This window comes from Actinacidiphila rubida (genome assembly GCF_900110255.1).
Taxonomy (GTDB): domain Bacteria; phylum Actinomycetota; class Actinomycetes; order Streptomycetales; family Streptomycetaceae; genus Actinacidiphila; species Actinacidiphila rubida.
Genome location: NZ_FODD01000079.1, coordinates 1 through 15,952, shown reverse-complemented (window position 1 = coordinate 15,952; position 15,952 = coordinate 1). Strand labels below are relative to the sequence as shown.

Annotated in this window: 13 protein-coding genes; 8 read left to right on the top strand and 5 right to left on the bottom strand. The window is 66.1% G+C overall.

What is annotated here, in order from left to right; all coding sequences use genetic code 11:
- The 7 genes from BMW99_RS37815 to BMW99_RS37785 all read left to right on the top strand — a co-directional run.
- The coding region (locus tag BMW99_RS37815) for an alpha/beta fold hydrolase (protein ID WP_143080616.1) at positions 1 to 699 on the top strand (699 nt) is incomplete at its 5' end.
- Between the two features lie 131 nt (positions 700 to 830).
- Complete coding sequence (locus BMW99_RS37810) at positions 831 to 1,691, top strand: alpha/beta fold hydrolase (RefSeq protein WP_069462283.1); 861 nt, start codon at positions 831 to 833, stop codon at positions 1,689 to 1,691.
- Positions 1,692 to 1,818: 127 nt separating this feature from the next.
- Positions 1,819 to 2,721: an NmrA family NAD(P)-binding protein gene (locus BMW99_RS37805; protein ID WP_069462284.1), complete on the top strand. Its 903-nt coding sequence runs from the start codon at positions 1,819 to 1,821 to the stop codon at positions 2,719 to 2,721.
- Between the two features lie 147 nt (positions 2,722 to 2,868).
- Complete coding sequence (locus tag BMW99_RS37800; protein WP_218108383.1) at positions 2,869 to 3,852, top strand: MBL fold metallo-hydrolase; 984 nt, start codon at positions 2,869 to 2,871, stop codon at positions 3,850 to 3,852.
- A gap of 74 nt (positions 3,853 to 3,926) precedes the next feature.
- Positions 3,927 to 4,796 (top strand): PIG-L deacetylase family protein, encoded by an 870-nt coding sequence (locus BMW99_RS37795; protein ID WP_075018371.1) that lies wholly within the window; start codon positions 3,927 to 3,929, stop codon positions 4,794 to 4,796.
- A gap of 61 nt (positions 4,797 to 4,857) precedes the next feature.
- Positions 4,858 to 6,549, top strand: coding sequence for an FAD-dependent oxidoreductase (locus BMW99_RS37790; protein WP_218108384.1), 1,692 nt, complete (start codon positions 4,858 to 4,860; stop codon positions 6,547 to 6,549).
- Between the two features lie 371 nt (positions 6,550 to 6,920).
- Positions 6,921 to 8,387: an MFS transporter gene (locus BMW99_RS37785; protein ID WP_069462286.1), complete on the top strand. Its 1,467-nt coding sequence runs from the start codon at positions 6,921 to 6,923 to the stop codon at positions 8,385 to 8,387.
- Positions 8,388 to 8,417: 30 nt separating this feature from the next.
- Here BMW99_RS37785 and BMW99_RS37780 read toward each other — a convergent pair whose 3' ends face one another.
- Together BMW99_RS37780 and BMW99_RS37775 are read right to left on the bottom strand one after the other, a co-directional pair.
- Entirely contained in the window at positions 8,418 to 9,425 is a 1,008-nt protein-coding gene (locus tag BMW99_RS37780) for an AraC-like ligand-binding domain-containing protein (RefSeq protein ID WP_141726012.1), read from the bottom strand.
- A 139-nt stretch (positions 9,426 to 9,564) separates the two neighbouring features.
- Positions 9,565 to 10,386, bottom strand: a complete 822-nt coding sequence (locus BMW99_RS37775) for an alpha/beta fold hydrolase (RefSeq protein WP_069462287.1) — start codon at positions 10,384 to 10,386, stop codon at positions 9,565 to 9,567.
- 529 nt (positions 10,387 to 10,915) lie between these two features.
- Between BMW99_RS37775 and BMW99_RS37770 the strand changes: the two genes are divergently transcribed.
- Positions 10,916 to 13,660, top strand: a complete 2,745-nt coding sequence (locus tag BMW99_RS37770) for an ATP-binding protein (RefSeq protein WP_245791789.1) — start codon at positions 10,916 to 10,918, stop codon at positions 13,658 to 13,660.
- A gap of 111 nt (positions 13,661 to 13,771) precedes the next feature.
- Here BMW99_RS37770 and BMW99_RS37765 read toward each other — a convergent pair whose 3' ends face one another.
- From BMW99_RS37765 to BMW99_RS37755, 3 genes are all read right to left on the bottom strand, one after another.
- A complete protein-coding gene (locus BMW99_RS37765) occupies positions 13,772 to 14,188 on the bottom strand; it encodes an STAS domain-containing protein (RefSeq protein WP_069462289.1) in 417 nt (138 codons plus the stop codon).
- 148 nt (positions 14,189 to 14,336) lie between these two features.
- The gene (locus BMW99_RS37760; RefSeq protein ID WP_075018369.1) at positions 14,337 to 14,594 is read right to left on the bottom strand and encodes a WhiB family transcriptional regulator; all 258 of its coding nucleotides are present in this window, start codon (positions 14,592 to 14,594) and stop codon (positions 14,337 to 14,339) included.
- A 692-nt stretch (positions 14,595 to 15,286) separates the two neighbouring features.
- The coding region (locus BMW99_RS37755; RefSeq protein WP_075018373.1) for an alpha/beta fold hydrolase at positions 15,287 to 15,952 on the bottom strand (666 nt) is incomplete at its 5' end.

Here is a 15,952-nt window from a genome sequence, read left to right as displayed (position 1 = left end):
ACGGTTGTCCTTGTGCATGGTGCGTGGGCGGACGGGTCGAGTTGGGCGGGTGTGACCGCACGGTTGCAGGACGAGGGCTACACGGTGGATGTCGTGCCTGACACTCTGCGCGGTGTGGCGACCGACTCGGCCAACCTGCACGCGTTCCTGGAGACGATCACCGGTCCGATCGTGCTGGTCGGCCACTCCTACGGCGGCATGGTCATCAGCAATGCCGCGGTCGGCGTCACCAACGTGAAGTCGCTCGTCTACGTCGACGCGTTCATCCCCGACGAAGGGGAGTCCGCCGGCCAGCTCAGCACAGGTTCCGCCCTGGCGGTGAAGGACCCCAGCACCGTCTTCAACACCGTCAGCATTCCCAACGGGGGCGGCAACGTCGACCTCTACGTGAAGCCCGACCCGTTCCCGAAGATCTTTGCCGCCGGCGTCGCCCCCGCCAAGGCCGCCGTCCTGGCCGCGGGACAGCGCCCCCTGGCCGGCAGTGCCCTGTCCGAGCCCTCCGGACCGGTCGCCTGGAAGACCCTCCCTTCCTGGGCCCTCATCGGTACCGCCGACAAGGTCATCCCCCCGGCAGAACAGCAGTACATGGCAGACCGCGCCGGATCACACATCGTCACCGTGGACGCGCCCCACCTGTCCATGGTCGCCAAGCCCGGAGCGGTGACCGACCTGATCACCCACGCAGCCGGCGACAGCTGACCTAGATGCACCAGGCGCCGAGAGCCTTACAGGGCGCCGTACGAAGGGCGATGGGCCGCCACCCATCGCCCCCGGCGAGGCGCCAGCCGGCGCCAGCCACAACAAATCGCGTGCAAACAGAGGTAGGAGTCATGGAAGAGATCCAGGAAGTGCGCCACCAGATCGAGACCCCGCACGGGTACATCGTCGCCAGGGACTACCCGGGTCAGGGCACGCCGTTCGTGTTCCTGCACGGGTTCCCGGATGACTCAGCCGTCTACGAGAAACTCATCCGAGAGGTGCAGCCGAGGCGTTCGGTCAGCTTCGACTTTCCCGGCTACGGCCTCTCCGAGAGGACCGGCGAGACCTCGGTGGCAGACGGCCAGCGCCTCGCCGAGACGGAGGCCGTCATAGACGGGCTGGGGCTCGAGAAGATCGTCCTCGTCGGGCACGACGCAGGCGGCCCCGTCGCCATCCAGTACGCCCTGGCCCACCCCGACCGGGTCGAGCGGCTGGTCCTGCTCAACTGCTACTTCGGCGAATCACCGACGCTGAAGTTCCCCGAGATGATCCGCCTGCTCGGCGATCCGAATCTCGCCCCCCTCGCAGACGCACTCATCTCCGACCCCGGACAACGTCAGTGGCTGCTCGAGTTCACCGCAACGAAGTTCGGCTACCCAGCGACGGAAGACCTCCGTGAGCAGATCATCATCCCCGTGTTCTACGGCGGGGCGGGAAAGCCCGATGCCCTCGCCGCGGTTCGCGGCTGGACGGCGAGGCTCCTGCGCGACGTCGCAACGACAAGCGAACTGGTCGCCTCCGGCAAGACCCAGGACCTCCACGTGCCGGTCGACGTGATCTTCGGCAAACAGGACCCGTACCTCAACACCGGAGTGGCCGAGCACCTGGCCAGCATCTTCCCCAACTCACGCCTGCGCCTTGTCGAGGCACGTCACTGGCTCCAGTGGGACGCACCGGGCCCAGTGGCGCAGATGCTCCTCGATACGGAGTGAGCCACACCCCACCTCAATGGCCAGCCCCGGGCAGGCTCCGTGACACGCGTCCCGATCACGGCAGAAACGCTGCTCGGAGGCGGCCGCTCGACCCCCTCGAACGCCTGGAAAGCGAGGACGAACAGCCATGTCACAAGATCTCATCCTGGTCACCGGTGCCGGCAGTCCCGGTTCGATCGGACGGAAGGTGGTCGAGCGCCTGCAGGCCCGCGGCCTCGCCACCCGTGCCCTCGTCAGGAAGGATGACGAGCGAGCGGAGACTCTCAGGGCAACCGGTGCCGAAGTAGTGGTCGGGGACCTCACTCAACCGGAAGACGTGGCCCGCGCCCTCGATGGATGCCGTCGTCTCTATTTCGGCATGAGCGTCTCAAGCGCCTACCTGGAAGCAACGGCCACGGTCGCGTCGGTCGCGCGAGAGCAAGGGGCACTTGAGGCCTTTGTGAACATTTCGCAGATGACGGTGTCACAAATGACTCTCACCAGCACTTCGGAGTCACGCCACCAACGCCTGCACTTCCTCAGCGAGCAGATCCTTTCCTGGTCCGGCCTCCCCGTCATCGAAGTCAGGCCGACCATTTTCATGGAGAACCCGCTCTTCCAGCTCGCTCTCGCGTCGACACCCGACGGTTACACCCTCAGCTTGCCCTTCGGTTCTGGACACACCTCGCCGGTCTCGACGACCGATGTCGCCGACGTCGTGACGGCCGTCCTGGCCCACCCCATCCCGTATCTCGGCAAGGTGCTCGAGCTCACGGGGCCTGTGTCCCGCGACCTGAACGACGTGGCCAAGGAGTTCGCCAAAGTCGCCGGTCGTCCCGTGACCTACGTCGATGTGCCAGCGGAGGAGTGGGCGGAAAACTTGGCCGCGTTCCAGCTCCCGGACCACCTCTTCCAGCACGTCACGACGATGGCGAGGCTGCACCGGGAGAACCGCTACGACCGCGTCACCACAGACATCCAGGAAGTCCTCGGCCGACCGCCCCTGGACGTGGGGGACTTCGCCGCGAACAACCCGCAGCTCTTCCAGTAGGCGCGCCGATGCCTCATTCCGCACATGCCGCTTCGGGGAGCGGCGGCGTCGAAGTACCCGACAGATCGGAACCTCATGTGCGACACAGCCCAGGCCACCGCGGCTGACGCGTCGCTGTCCACACCTCGCCAAGTGCAGGGGAGCGCTGTGGACCCGATCGCCCTCACACCTGTGGACGAAGTCCGCGTCACCATTTTGATGGACAACACCTTTGACGCGCTGCTGGTCGGGGATGGACACACCACAAGAGCCGGGTTCGGAGCAGCCGATGTCCCGGCCGGCCAGTTCGAGACGGACCGCACGGCGGTGGGCCTCCTGGCCGAGCACGGGTTCTCAGCCTTGGTCGCTGTCCGACGCGGCGACAGCACGACCACATTGATGTTCGACGCGGGCCTGTCCCCCTCAGGCATCGTCACGAACGCCGATCGCCTGGGTATGCGCCTCGACGACCTGCAGGGCATCGTTCTCAGCCACGGCCATTTCGACCATGCCGGCGGCCTGAGCGGCCTCTCCTCCAAGCTCGGCGCCATGAGGATGCCCATGACCGTACATCCCCATGCCTGGACACGGCGCCGGCTCCGCGGACCTCAGGGAATCTTCGACATGCCCACCCTCAGCAAGAGGGCGCTGACAGCCGAAGGCTTCGAGGTCATCGAACGCTCCCAGCCTTCGCTCCTGGTCGACGGCGCCGTCCTCATCACAGGCGAAGTGGACCGCACCACCGAATTCGAGCACGGCATGCCGGCCGCGCACGAAGCCCTGGCAGCCGGCGACTGGCGGCACGATCCGCAGGTCATCGACGACCAGGCGCTGGTCGTCAATTTGAAGAACCAGGGCCTGGTCATCCTGACAGGGTGCGGTCACGCCGGCGTCATCAACATCGTGCGCCACGCACAGCGCTTGACCAGCGTCCCGCGACTTCACGCCCTTCTGGGTGGCTTCCATCTCAGCGGACCAGCCTTCGAACCCATCATCCCGCCCACCGTCGCGGCATTGGCGGACTACGCACCTCAACTCGTCGCGCCGGGACACTGCACGGGATGGCGGGCCCAACACGCTCTCGCCGCCGCACTGCCAGAAGCGTGGGTGCCCAGTAGCAGCGGAACAACACATCAACTTGTCAGGGCGTGACGCACCGTGCCGTTCGAGGATCGGCCCAGCTCCCACTCACGCACGTGCCGCGGTCCGCTCGGGAGGAGCAGGCAATGAATCCACAGGAAAATCGTCCGCCAACGCTGATGGTCGTCCACGCGCACCCCGACGATGAGGCGAGCCAGACCGGTGGCACCCTCGCCCGATATGCAGCCTCCGGGGCCCGTACCGTGGTGGTGGTCTGCACGGACGGCAGCCGGGGTGACGGCCCTGACGATGCTCCCGGCGTCCCCCGTGCTGATCGAGCCGCCCAGATTGCCGCCAGACGCTCCCACGAACTCGGCCGAGCGAGGGCCGCCTTGGGCATCAGCGATCTCGTCGAACTGGGATACCCGGACTCCGGCACGTCCCCGTCCGCCGCCGATTCAGACGTGTTCAGCAGACGACCCGGCGAACCCATCATCCGCCGACTCGAAGTACTCATGGGTCAGTACGAGCCCGATGTCGTCGTCACCTACCCCCCGAACGGCCTGACGTTTCATCCAGATCACATCCGAACCAACGAGGTCACCACAGCCGCTTTCGAGCGCTACGCACACGCCATCGGAGCCGCTGACCAAACACCTGGTGCCTCCGGCACTCGCAAAGAGCCGAAGTTCTATCACATCGCCCTGTCGATCTCCCGCCTCAAGACCCTCCGTTCCCGCATCGAACGCGTCCTGGGCCCGAATGTCTGGACGCCGCCGATTGAAATCGGAATTCCTGATGACTCCATCACCACCAGCGTGGACGTGTCAGGATTTTGGGACGCCAAGCTGAAGGCTGTTGCAGCTCACGAGAGTCAGGCAGATGCAAACGACCTGCTACGCGCACTCAGAGTCCCCGGAGGCGAGACACCTGTCGAGGAATATATTCGAGTTCTCCCAGCCTGGCCAGGCGGAAAGCGTGAAGATGATCTCTTTGCCTCAAGGGTTCAACTCTGATGACAAACAGCCCGCCCCGCGCTGGCTCAGGGAGTTACCAATTCATAAAGCGAGGTGAGTCATGATGGAGCGAGCATCCGGCGCGCCGGAGCCCGAGCCTCCTTCTGCGGAGGAGGCGTCACCCCAGCTGACGGAGGAGCAACAGGTCCGGCTCTCAGGGTACGGAAGTGTGCAGGATGTGCGAAGTGGCGAGGTGGTCTTCCGGCCGGGTGAACTGGCCTACGACCTGATCCTGGTCGAGTCCGGGACCATCGAGTTGGTGGCGCCCCAGGGCCAGGACGAGGACGAGGACGAGGCAGTCGTCGCGACTTACAGGCATGGTGGCTTCATCGGCGAATTGAACCTGCTGACTCGGCAGACAGTGCACTTGGCCGCACGTGTGGTGGAGCCAGGGCGTATCTACCGCATCCCTCCGGCAGAGTTCCGGCGCCTCATGGCTGACGAGTCGGATCTCTCCGATCTCCTGTTGCGGGCATTTCTCGCTCGACGAGACCGGCTCCGCGCCGGTGCGGTGGCGCGCAGGCTCGAGATCGTGGGCGTGGGCGCTTCCGCAGCGGGGCTCGCCCTTCGCACCTACGCCGCCCGTCAGCGGCTGCCCCACCTGTGGGTGGAGGCCGGCGGCCCCGCCGGTGACCGGATCATGACTTCGGCAGGGCTCGCCTCAGCGGACCTGCCGGCCGTTCTCGCTCCCGGCCGGGTGCTGCGTCGGGCCACGCCGGCGGAGCTCGCCACGATGCTCGGCCTGGCCTATCGAGCTGCAGAGGGAGGTCCCGTGGACCTCACTGTTGTGGGCTCTGGCCCGGCGGGCTTGGCGGCGGCCGTCTACGGCGCGTCCGAAGGGCTGGAGACTGTCGTGCTCGACAGCGTGGGGACGGGGGGCCAAGCTGCGGCCAGCTCGCGGATCGAGAACTACCTGGGCTTCCCTACCGGATTGAGCGGTGGGGATCTCATGCAGCGGGCCACCCTGCAGGCCCTGAAGTTCGGAGCTCGCCTCTCCAGCCCCTGCCGCGTGGCTGCGCTTGAGACAGGCCACGACTACATGCGCGTTGTTCTGGCGGACGGTACGGGCATCGACAGTCGCGCCGTCCTCGTCGCCACGGGCGCCCGTTACCGCAAGTTGCCACTCGCGTCATGGGACCAGCTCGAAGGTGCCGGAATCTACTATGCGGCCACCAACCTCGAAGCCCAGTTGTGCTCCGGCCAGGCCATCACTGTTGTCGGTGGCGCCAACTCCGCCGGGCAGGCGGCCTTGTTCCTGGCCTCATGTGGTTGCGACGTCACGTTGGCCGTCCGGGGCAGCGACGTCACGGCAGGCATGTCGTCCTATCTCATCGACCGGCTTCGCGCTGATCCGCGCGTGACTGTCCGTCCTTCCACTGAGGTGACCGAACTGCACGGAGGCGAACGGCTCCAGCGAATCACGCTGACCGACCGCTCCTCGGGGGCCAGTTGGGAGCAGCCGTGCCGCGGACTGTTCTGCTTCATCGGCGCGTCTGCAGCCACCGAGTGGCTACCCGGACTGGCCAAGGACCCTCATGGCTTTCTGCGGACCGACGTTCAGCTGGACCCCTACCCGCTCAGCCCGGTCTGGGCCGCCCTCGGCCGAAGTCCGTTTCCGTTCGAAAGCAGCGAGCCAGGTGTCTTCGCCGCCGGCGACGTCCGCTCAGGCTCCATGAAGAGAGTGGCCGCCGCTGTTGGAGAGGGAGCGAGCGCCGTCCACTCCGTACACGCTGCTATTGGGACGAACCTCTGACCGCCACCAAGCGAGCACATGGCGGACCGGGAAGGTTGAGAATGCCGACGGTCAAGCAGCTCCAGGCCTGATAGACGGCCGAGCGCCTCGGAGCGTTCGGACGTCATCTGCTCATGACCCATCTCCACCTGCCGGGACAAGAGGATCTTGGACCGGTGTGACTTCAGGATTCTTCAGAAGTACTGCGATCGCGCGGCCCTGGTCGGCAGCGGCGATCGGGAGTGTCAGTCCCGCCGGTAAACCCAACTACCCTGTAATACACAACTAATTTGACGGGGCCCAGCCCTGAACGATGGGCGAATCGGGTAGCGGTCGCCGAAAGACAGCGGGAGGGACCGTCACGACCGACTCAAGACGGGGATGATGCCGAGATGGACATCCGCCTGTCTACCGCTACGGGTCGCTGGCTCATCTTCACGACGGTGCTCGGATCGAGCATGGCGCTGCTGGACTCCACCGTCGTCAACGTCGCACTGCCGCGCATCGGCGCCGACCTACATGCCGAGCTGGGTGCGCTGCAATGGATCGCCAACGCGTACACGGTCACACTCGCGGGACTGATTCTGCTCGGCGGCTCTCTTGGCGACCGGTACGGACGGCGACGGGTGTTCGTTATCGGGGTGGTCTGGTTCGCGCTCGGTTCGCTGCTGTGCGGTCTCGCCCCGAACGCCGGGATCCTGATCTTCGCGCGCGCCCTGCAGGGAATCGGCGGCGCATTGCTGACGCCCGGGTCCCTTGCCATCATCCAGGCCAGCTTTCACCCCGATGACCGCTCAAAAGCCGTCGGGATGTGGTCCGGCTTCGGCGGTATCGGCGCGGCGATCGGCCCTTTCCTCGGTGGATGGCTGGTCGATGGACCCGGCTGGCGCTGGGTGTTCCTCATCAATCTTCCGCTGGCCGCGGTCTGCGTGCCCGTGGCGATGCGGCACGTCCCGGAGACGAAGGACCCTGAACACCATGGCAGGTTCGACGTTGCAGGAGCTGCGCTCGGCGCACTCGCTCTGGCACTCCTCGCGTACTCGCTCATCGCAAAGAACCTGTGGGCAGGGGCACTCGGCGTGGTCGGCGCCATGTCATTCGTCTTCCTGGAGAAGCGGCGACGCGACCCGATGCTGCCGCTGTCGATCTTCTCCTCACGGCAATTCACCGCGGTCAACCTCGTGACCCTCTGCGTGTATGCGGCCTTGGGCGGCTTCTTCTTCCTCAGTACCCTGCAACTGCAGGTGGTGTCCGGCTACTCGCCCCTACAAGCAGGCACGGCCCTCCTGCCCACGACGGTGCTCCTACTGCTGTTCTCACCCCGGTCCGGGCAGCTCGCGGACAGAATCGGCCCACGTATCCCGCTGACCGTGGGACCTCTGCTGTGCGCAGCGGGCCTGCTCCTGATGCTGAGGGTTGGACGGCAGGCCGTCTACGTGACCGATGTGCTCCCCGCAGTCGTGGTGCTCGGCGCGGGCCTGGTCACCCTCATCGCTCCGTTGACCTCGACGGTACTGTCCTCAGTTGAGACCGCGAAAGCCGGCCTCGCAAGCGGCGTGAACAACGCGGCAGCCCGTGCAGCCGGCTTGATCGCGGTTGCCGCACTACCGCTCCTCACGGGAATGGGCCCGGCTGCCTACCGCTCGGCCACCCAGTTCGACCAGTCCTTCGACAAGGCCATGCCCCTGTGCGCGGGCATCATGGTCGCCGGCGCTCTCGTGGCTTGCCTCGGCGTGCGCAGTCCCTCTCCCGCAGAGGTGCCGCGGGAATGCGCGGAGCCCGAGTGCCGATTCAGCTGCGGCATCTCCGCCCCACCCTTGGAACACGTCAAAGCGGCGCCTCCTGACAAGACGCCATGAGCAGCGTCCACAAGAGGGGGCTTCCAACCCTCATCCGTAAGCAGGCGGTTCAGGCTCGTACTCGCCACCAGGAATGTCGACACCACGCAGTGCCTGGTTCCGCCAGTCGCGCGGCGACAACCCGAAACAGGCTCGAAAGCTGCGTCCGAAGCTCGACAGATTGGTGAATCCCCAACGATGAGCGATCGCGGCTATCGTGATGGAACTCCCGGCATGGCGAGCCAACTCGTCGCGGCATCCCTCCAGGCGATGCTTGCGGATCCAGGCCCCCAGGGATATTTCGTTGGCGGCCAGAACGTTGTACATATGGCGAAGTGAAATGTGGTGCTCGGCGGCGATCTGCGCTGCGTTGAGATCCGGGTCACCGAGGTGGGCGCGCGCATATTCTAGGATTCGCAGGCACAGCGTCGCCTGAAGAGAATCTCGCCCCAGAGCAGGCGAATCGAGGTGTGTGGCGACGAGCGCGCGAACGAGTTCGACGGTCGGCTGGCTCACCGCGTCCCTGCTCGAGTGCGTGAAGAGGTCCGGTCGGCTCCCCAGTCGGTTGAGATATGTCGCAGCGACATCCGCCACCGGGTGCTCGGGGCTCAGGGTCAGTGCACACACCCGTCTGATGGCGTCTCGCGGCAGACCCAGCGCGTCGTGGGGAATCCTGAAGAAGTGCTGACGGATCCCTTCCGAGTCGACCAGTGTATACGGGGCTGTCGAATCGTAGATGACCAGGTCACGAGGGCGAATCACTGCCTCCCGCCCTCCCTGGACAACCAGGCTGGATCCAGCCAACTGCAGTCCGAGTAAAATACTCGGCTCCATTTCATCGCGAGCCAATGTGGCGGTCCGCTCGACGGTGAGAGCGTTGGAGCGGATGGAGCAGACCGTTACCTGACCCAGCTTGCTGATGACACCTGAAGCCTTGACCGGGGCTACTTCTGAAGGGAAGTCGATCTCGACCCGGACCATGGTATCCGCAATCGTTTCGCGTACTGCATCCGCACGATCGGATTCGGGCACACGGCAGGCATCAACAACCGTGATCAATTCTTCTCCCCTTCGTACTCTTCCCGCATATCGCGGAGGCACCCCTTGCCGCTGTCGCGGTGATTCCGCACCGCGAGCCGTTTTTTACTCGCTCAAAGGGCCCGCAGACCTCTGGAGTGAGGTCTGCGGGCAATCAAGGTCAGCTCTTGATGAAGTCGAGCAGTTCCTCGTTGAAGTCGTTTTCGAACCGCCCGGTCAGCCCGTGGGGAGCGCCGGCGTGGACTTTCAGCGTGGCGTTCGTGAGCAACTGGATCGAGCGGTAGGAGGAGGCCTCAAGGGGCACGATCTGGTCGTCGTCGCCATGCGACAGCAGCACCGGGATGTCGATGCCTTTCAGATCCTCCGTCAGGTCCGTCTCGGAGAAGGCCGCGATGCAGTCGTACGCGCCCTTCACTCCCACGGTCATGCACATGCGCCAGAACGCGTCGCGCATGCCCCGCGATACATTCGCGCCTTCGCGGTTGTTGCCGTAGAAGGGCTCGCTGAGTTCCCGGTAGAACTGTCCACGGTCTGCGGTGAGGCCCGCACGCAAGGCGTCGAAGACCTCGATCGGAGCACCCCCGGGGTCGCCCGGCGTTGCCAGCAGATGCGGCGCGACCGCCGCTCGCAGCACGGCCTTGGAGACCCGCCCAGTGCCGTGTCGACCCAGGTATCGGGCCACTTCGCCGCCACCGGTTGAGTGGCCGACCAGGACGACGCCGGTCAGGTCGAGAGTCTCGATCAGCTCGGCGAGATCGTCGGCATAGGTGTCCATCGTGTTGCCGTGCCAGGTCTGGCTCGAACGCCCACCCCCGCGCCGGTCGTGAGCGATGGCCCGGTAGCCGTGATCCGCGACCCACTTCAGCTGGTTGTCCCAGATATCGGAGGTCAGCGGCCAGCCATGGCTGAACACGACAGCGGGGCCCGAGCCCCAGTCCTTGTAGAAGATCTCGGCGCCGTCGTCAGTTGTGATGGTTGGCATTGCGGTGCTCCTTCGGTAACGGTTCGAGGCCGGCTGGGCAGATGCCGGCCGAAGTGTGGAGGGCGACCGGCTCGTGCGACGGAGGGCTGCTCAGCGCGCGCGAGGTTCTCGCGGGCGGAGGCGTCGCGATGTCCTCAGGGGCCGAGAACGGCGTAGCGCAGCTGGCCCGTGCCGAAGCCGCCCTGCCGCCACCGACCGCCCCGTCCAGGTCGTCGGTACGGATCGTGGGTGCAGTCAGGATTGGTGAAACCCGCAGCCCCGCTGCTGCCCGGTTCCGCCGGGATCCCGATCACACAGTGCGATGCGAGGTGGCTGACCTGCGGGAATGAAGTCCTCCGAGCGCTACGGTAGGATTTCCAAACCTTGGGCGTTGTCAACCGTTGTGAGCGGATTGACTCAGTTCGATCGCATACACAGAGTCTTCCGGGAGGCCACACCATGTGCTTGAGTCATCCGACTCTTCTGAAGCCAGGCGAGCACTGCCACCGTGCATAGTGAGCCATGGCGTGGGCCCGTACTTCCGACGCTGGTGGGACGTACGGCCGAGCTGGAGCGAATCCGGGCGTTCCTGGCCGGCGCCGCTCGGGTCGGAGGAACCTATCTGCTGACCGGCGAACCCGGCGTCGGCAAGACGGTCCTGCTGGACGCGGCGGTGGAGATCGCGGCGGAGGCAGGTGCCAAGATCCTCCGCGCCGCAGGGGTCCAGTTCGAGGCGGACGTCAGCTACTCAAGCCTCAACCAATTGCTGGTTCCCTTGGCACCTGCCTACGCGGATCTCCAGCCGGAGTACCGTCAGGCACTGACCGTTGCGCTGGGGATGAGTGACGGCCCCCCTCCGGCCCGGTTGACCCTCATCAATGCGACCCTCGCGCTTCTGCAGCAGGCGTGCCCCGACCGGCTGGTGCTGCTGGCCATCGACGACCTTCCATGGCTCGACCGGGCCAGCGCTGTCCTGCTCAGCTCGGTGGCACGTCGTCTGAGCGGCTCGCGAGTGGGGCTCATCGGCACTTCGCGCACTGGTGGCGACAGCTTCTTCGAGCGGGGTGGATTGCCCGAAGCCGAGCTCGGGCCATTGAGCAACAGCGCGGCAGTCGATCTGCTGAAGGGCCGCTTCCCCTCGCTGGCACCGGGCGTGCTGAAGCGGCTGCTCCACGAATCACAGGGCAACCCGCTCGCGCTGCTGGAGCTCTCGTCAGGCCTGACCGGGGCCCAGCGGGCGGCTCGGAGTGCGTTGCCGACAGTCATGATTCTTTCGGACCGGCTGCAAGCGGTGTTCGCAGACAGGTTGGCCGGACTCCCCGATGCGACCAAGGCCCTGTTGCTCAGGGCGGTACTCGAGGGTTCCGGTGACCTGCAGCTCCTGAGTTCCCTTGATCCCCTCATGGTTGGTTTCGACGACCTCATACCGGCGCAGCGCGCCCACCTGATCCGGCTCGACACCACTGCCGCACACCTCACCTTCCGGCATCCGCTTCTGAGGTCGGCGATCATCGAGGACTCGACCCCTGAGCAGCGTCGTCAGGCCCACCGGGAGTTGGCCGAAGCGCTGGACGAGGATCCGGACCGCCGTGCATGGCACCTTGCCGAGGCTTCCAGCGGCTCGGACGAGGTAGTCGCATCACAACTGGAGCAGGCCGCTCAACGGACCCTTCAGCGAGGAGACTCGACCGGCGCGGTCCAGGCACTCGTCCGTGCGGCGCATCTGAGTCCGACCAGAAGTGACCGCAGCCGCCGGCTCGCACAGGCGGCCTACCTGGGGGTAGGTACCACGGGTGAGTTGCTCGGAGCGGCACAGATGCTGGAACAGGCACGACGCCTTGACCCCGAACGGAACACGTCTCTCCACGCTGCGGCCGCAGCCGCGTACATCCTGCTGAACGCAGACGGGGACGTCATAACGGCGTACCGATTGCTCGTCGGCGCGATCGAATCGGGTTCGCACGGCTACGACGCGGCCGACGAGGGACTGATCGAGGCTCTGCACACACTGCTACTGGTCTGCTTCTGGGCCGGCAGAGTCGAACTGTGGGACCCGTTCTACCGTGCACTGGACCGTCTGAAGCCTGAGACGCCCGAACTGCTCTATCTTCTCAGCAGGATGTTCCCGGATCCGGCCCGCGTCTCTGCGCCCCTGCGAGTTCGCCTCGCGGCTCTGATCGACCGACTCAGCGCCGAGAACGAGCCGATGCGGATCATGCGTGTCAACACTGCGGCCGCCTATGTCGACCTTCTGGGTGAGACTCGTGAGAGCGCATGGAGGCTGGTCCGGGACGGACGCATGGGTGGCGCCGTCCGAAGCAGCATCGGCGGGCTCATGTACTTGGCGCTCGACGACTTTTTCACCGGACGCTGGGCCGAGGCACAGCAGTTGGCCGACGAGGGCCTGGCTCTGTGCACAGCCCATGGCTACGGCTTCGTCACCTGGTTCTTCCTCTATCACCAGGCGCTGCTGGCAGCCGTTCGCGGTCAGGATCAGGCTGCTCATGAGTGGGCGGACGAACTCACCCGTGTCACGGAACTCCGCAAGGCCCGCGGGGCGGCTGAATGGGCCCACCACCCGCGCTCCCTCGCCGCTTTGGGGCAGGGCGACTTCGAAGGCGCTTACCGGCATGCCAGCGCCCTGAGCCCCGCAGGGGTACTTGCACCGTTCGTCCCGCACGCATTGTGGGTCGTCATGGACCTGGTCGAGGCTGCGGTGTGTACCGGACGGTACCAAGAGGCCGACGCGCATGTCGCTGCCATGCATAAGGCTGATCTAGCCGGCATCTCGCCGCGACTGGCACTCCTCGTAGCCGCTTCGACAGCGATAGCGGATCAGGGTGAAAGTTCGCCGGCCAGGTTCGAAGAGGCACTGAAGACGCCGGACGCCTATCACTGGCCCTTTGACCAGGCTCGCATTCAGCTGCTCTACGGCGAACGCCTGCGAAGACTGCGGCTCAACACAGAGGCACGCGCACAACTGAACGCGGCGCTCGCGACGTTCCAGCGGCTCGGCGCTGTGCCGTGGGCCGAACGCGCACGCAGTGAGTTGCGGGCGGCCGGCCAGGGCCAGAAGCGCGCTTCCAAGAAGGTAACGGTCACTGTCCTGACGGCTCAGGAGCGGAACATAGCCGAACTTGCCGCGGAAGGCCTCACCAATCGTCAGATCGCCGAAAGGCTCTTCCTCTCGCACCGCACCGTCGGCGCCCACCTGTATCGGCTCTACCCCAAACTCGGAATCTCCACCCGCGGCGCGCTTCGTGACGCCTTGGCCGCGCTGGAGCGGCTGCCGTGACGTTGCCAGCTGCCGCTCGGGAGGTGGACGAGCAAGATCCCCGCTGCCGGATAAAGGCATCGCAGCGCCCACCTTCCGCTCCTGGTCGATACGGAACGCGTCCGAGATCCCCTACGGTGCGGCACTGCCCGTGGGATCGAGGGAGGACAGGTGCCCGGCGCCGGGGCGGAGAGATGCGGCGACACAGTCGTAGAAGCAGCGGTCGGCGCGCAGCGAGAAGCCTCGCCCCGCCGCCGTCTCCCGGACGTCCAGCAGCTGCTGCGTCCCGGTCAGTTGGAAGATCCGCCGTCCTGCCCGCTCGGTGCACCGGACGTTCAACCTGCCCTGCTGCTGCGTCACGTAGGCTGAGGTCCGGATCAGCAGGTTGACGATGCTGGAGTCCATGAAGGAGACACGGTCGAGATCCACCTCGACGTCCCGCGAGCCGGCGTCCACACAGGCGCGCAATGCCGCTTCCAGACCGGGAGCCGTGTGCATGTCGATGTCCCCGAAGACCACCACCTCGAGTCGGGCATAACGTATGTCCACCGCGTTTCCCCTTCCGTTTTTTGCAAAGACGGTGTGCCGGGACGGGAGGTCACCCAGCGAGGGTGCGCCGCGGCGCTGCCTGTCACCGTGGAGTGGCCGGTTACAGAGCAAGTGCCGGCCTCCACCCAGCTGGCGGTGCCAGTCACCGTCATCTGGCCCTCCTATCGGCCTCGGTAAGGCTTCCCCACACCCCGTAGGCCTGACCGGTCCGTACGGCGAAGCTTGCGCAGGTGCGGCGGACCGGACAGGTCCGGCAGATCGCCTGGGCCCGCGCTTCGCGCTTGCGGCGTTCGGATCTGCGCTCGTCGGGCGGGGAGAAGAAGACGGAACTGTCCATTCCTCGGCAGGAGGCGGCGCTCTGCCATTCCCACTCACTGAGGAGTGGCTTCGTGCTGGGCGGCTTCACGGCACTGCTCGGCTGTTCAGCGAAGGATGCGGAGGGACGGTCCAGGCCGTGTGCGTTCCTGGGCCGGGTCTGCCTATGTGGTCCGGTAGCTGCGGCCTGACGGCCATGGTCGGCTCCTGTTCGTCAGGGTGAATATCAGGGGTCATCGGCAGTCAACGGGAGGGGCTTCGGCGGATCCTCGGGCGGTCACAGACCGCTGGGGCACGGCTGTCGGACCGGCACCCAGAGGCGTCACATACGTCGGCCCGTGGAGCAAGACCCAACAGCGCGGCGGGGGTGGGGCGATGACGGGCTCGAAAGCGAGGCTGTTCAGGTGGAGACCGCCGAGCAGGGCCTGGACCCGGCTGACTCCGGCTCAGGTGGGGGGCGTAGCACACGATGGTGACGACGCCGGCGCCACAGGCGGTCAGAACAACCAGGCCTCGATCGTTCTGGCGGACACCGAGCGCCTGGTCGCCGATGATCTCCGGGTTGTGCAGCCAGTCTTCGCCGTCCCACGCCTGATGGACGGCGGCATGTCGTGTTCGGATTTGGCGATGCGTTCGACCTCGCCGGAGTTGAGGACACTGCCGTCCACCCCCAGGGAAGGTTGACGCGGTTCGATGACCTCGAGCTGGGGTGGGCGGTGGCCGACTGACCACCGCCCGCCCTTCAACATCGGAACGCGATAACGCGTCCGCGTCCCTGTGCGGTCAGCTGTGGTTTGCGGCTGCGGTGATCAGGTCGGTCACCGCGCCGGGCTTGGCGACCATGGACAGGTGGGGGGCGTCCACCTTCACGATGTGTGATCCGGCGCGGTCTGCCATGTACTGCTGTTCTGCCGGGGGGATGACCTTGTCGGCGGTACCGATCAGGGCCCAGGAAGGCAGGGTCTTCCAGGCGACCGGTCCGGAGGGCTCGGACAGGGCGCTGCCGGCCAGGGGGCGCTGTCCCGCGGCCAGGACGGCGGCCTTGGCGGGGGCGACGCCGGCGGCAAAGATCTTCGGGAACAGGTCGGGCTTCACGTAGAGGTCGACGTTGCCGCCCCCGTTGGGAATGGAGACGGTGTTGAAGACGGTGCTGGGGTCCTTCACCGCCAGGGCGGAACCTGTGCTGAGCTGGCCGGCGGACTCCCCTTCGTCGGGGATGAACGCGTCGACGTAGACGAGCGACTTCACGTTGGTGACGCCGACCGCGGCATTGCTGATGACCATGCCGCCGTAGGAGTGGCCGACCAGCACGATCGGACCGGTGATCGTCTCCAGGAACGCGTGCAGGTTGGCCGAGTCGGTCGCCACACCGCGCAGAGTGTCAGGCACGACATCCACCGTGTAGCCCTCGTCCTGCAACCGCGCGGTCACACCCGCCCAACTCGACCC

Bases quoted from the DNA above. Each gene is read 5' to 3' on its own strand.
- BMW99_RS37775 (WP_069462287.1), bottom strand. From the start codon at position 10,386: ATGCCAACCATCACAACTGACGACGGCGCCGAGATCTTCTACAAGGAC.
- BMW99_RS37785 (WP_069462286.1), top strand. From the start codon at position 6,921: ATGGACATCCGCCTGTCTACCGCTACGGGTCGCTGGCTCATCTTCACG.
- BMW99_RS37810 (WP_069462283.1), top strand. From the start codon at position 831: ATGGAAGAGATCCAGGAAGTGCGCCACCAGATCGAGACCCCGCACGGG.
- BMW99_RS37805 (WP_069462284.1), top strand. From the start codon at position 1,819: ATGTCACAAGATCTCATCCTGGTCACCGGTGCCGGCAGTCCCGGTTCG.
- BMW99_RS37795 (WP_075018371.1), top strand. From the start codon at position 3,927: ATGAATCCACAGGAAAATCGTCCGCCAACGCTGATGGTCGTCCACGCG.
- BMW99_RS37790 (WP_218108384.1), top strand. From the start codon at position 4,858: ATGATGGAGCGAGCATCCGGCGCGCCGGAGCCCGAGCCTCCTTCTGCG.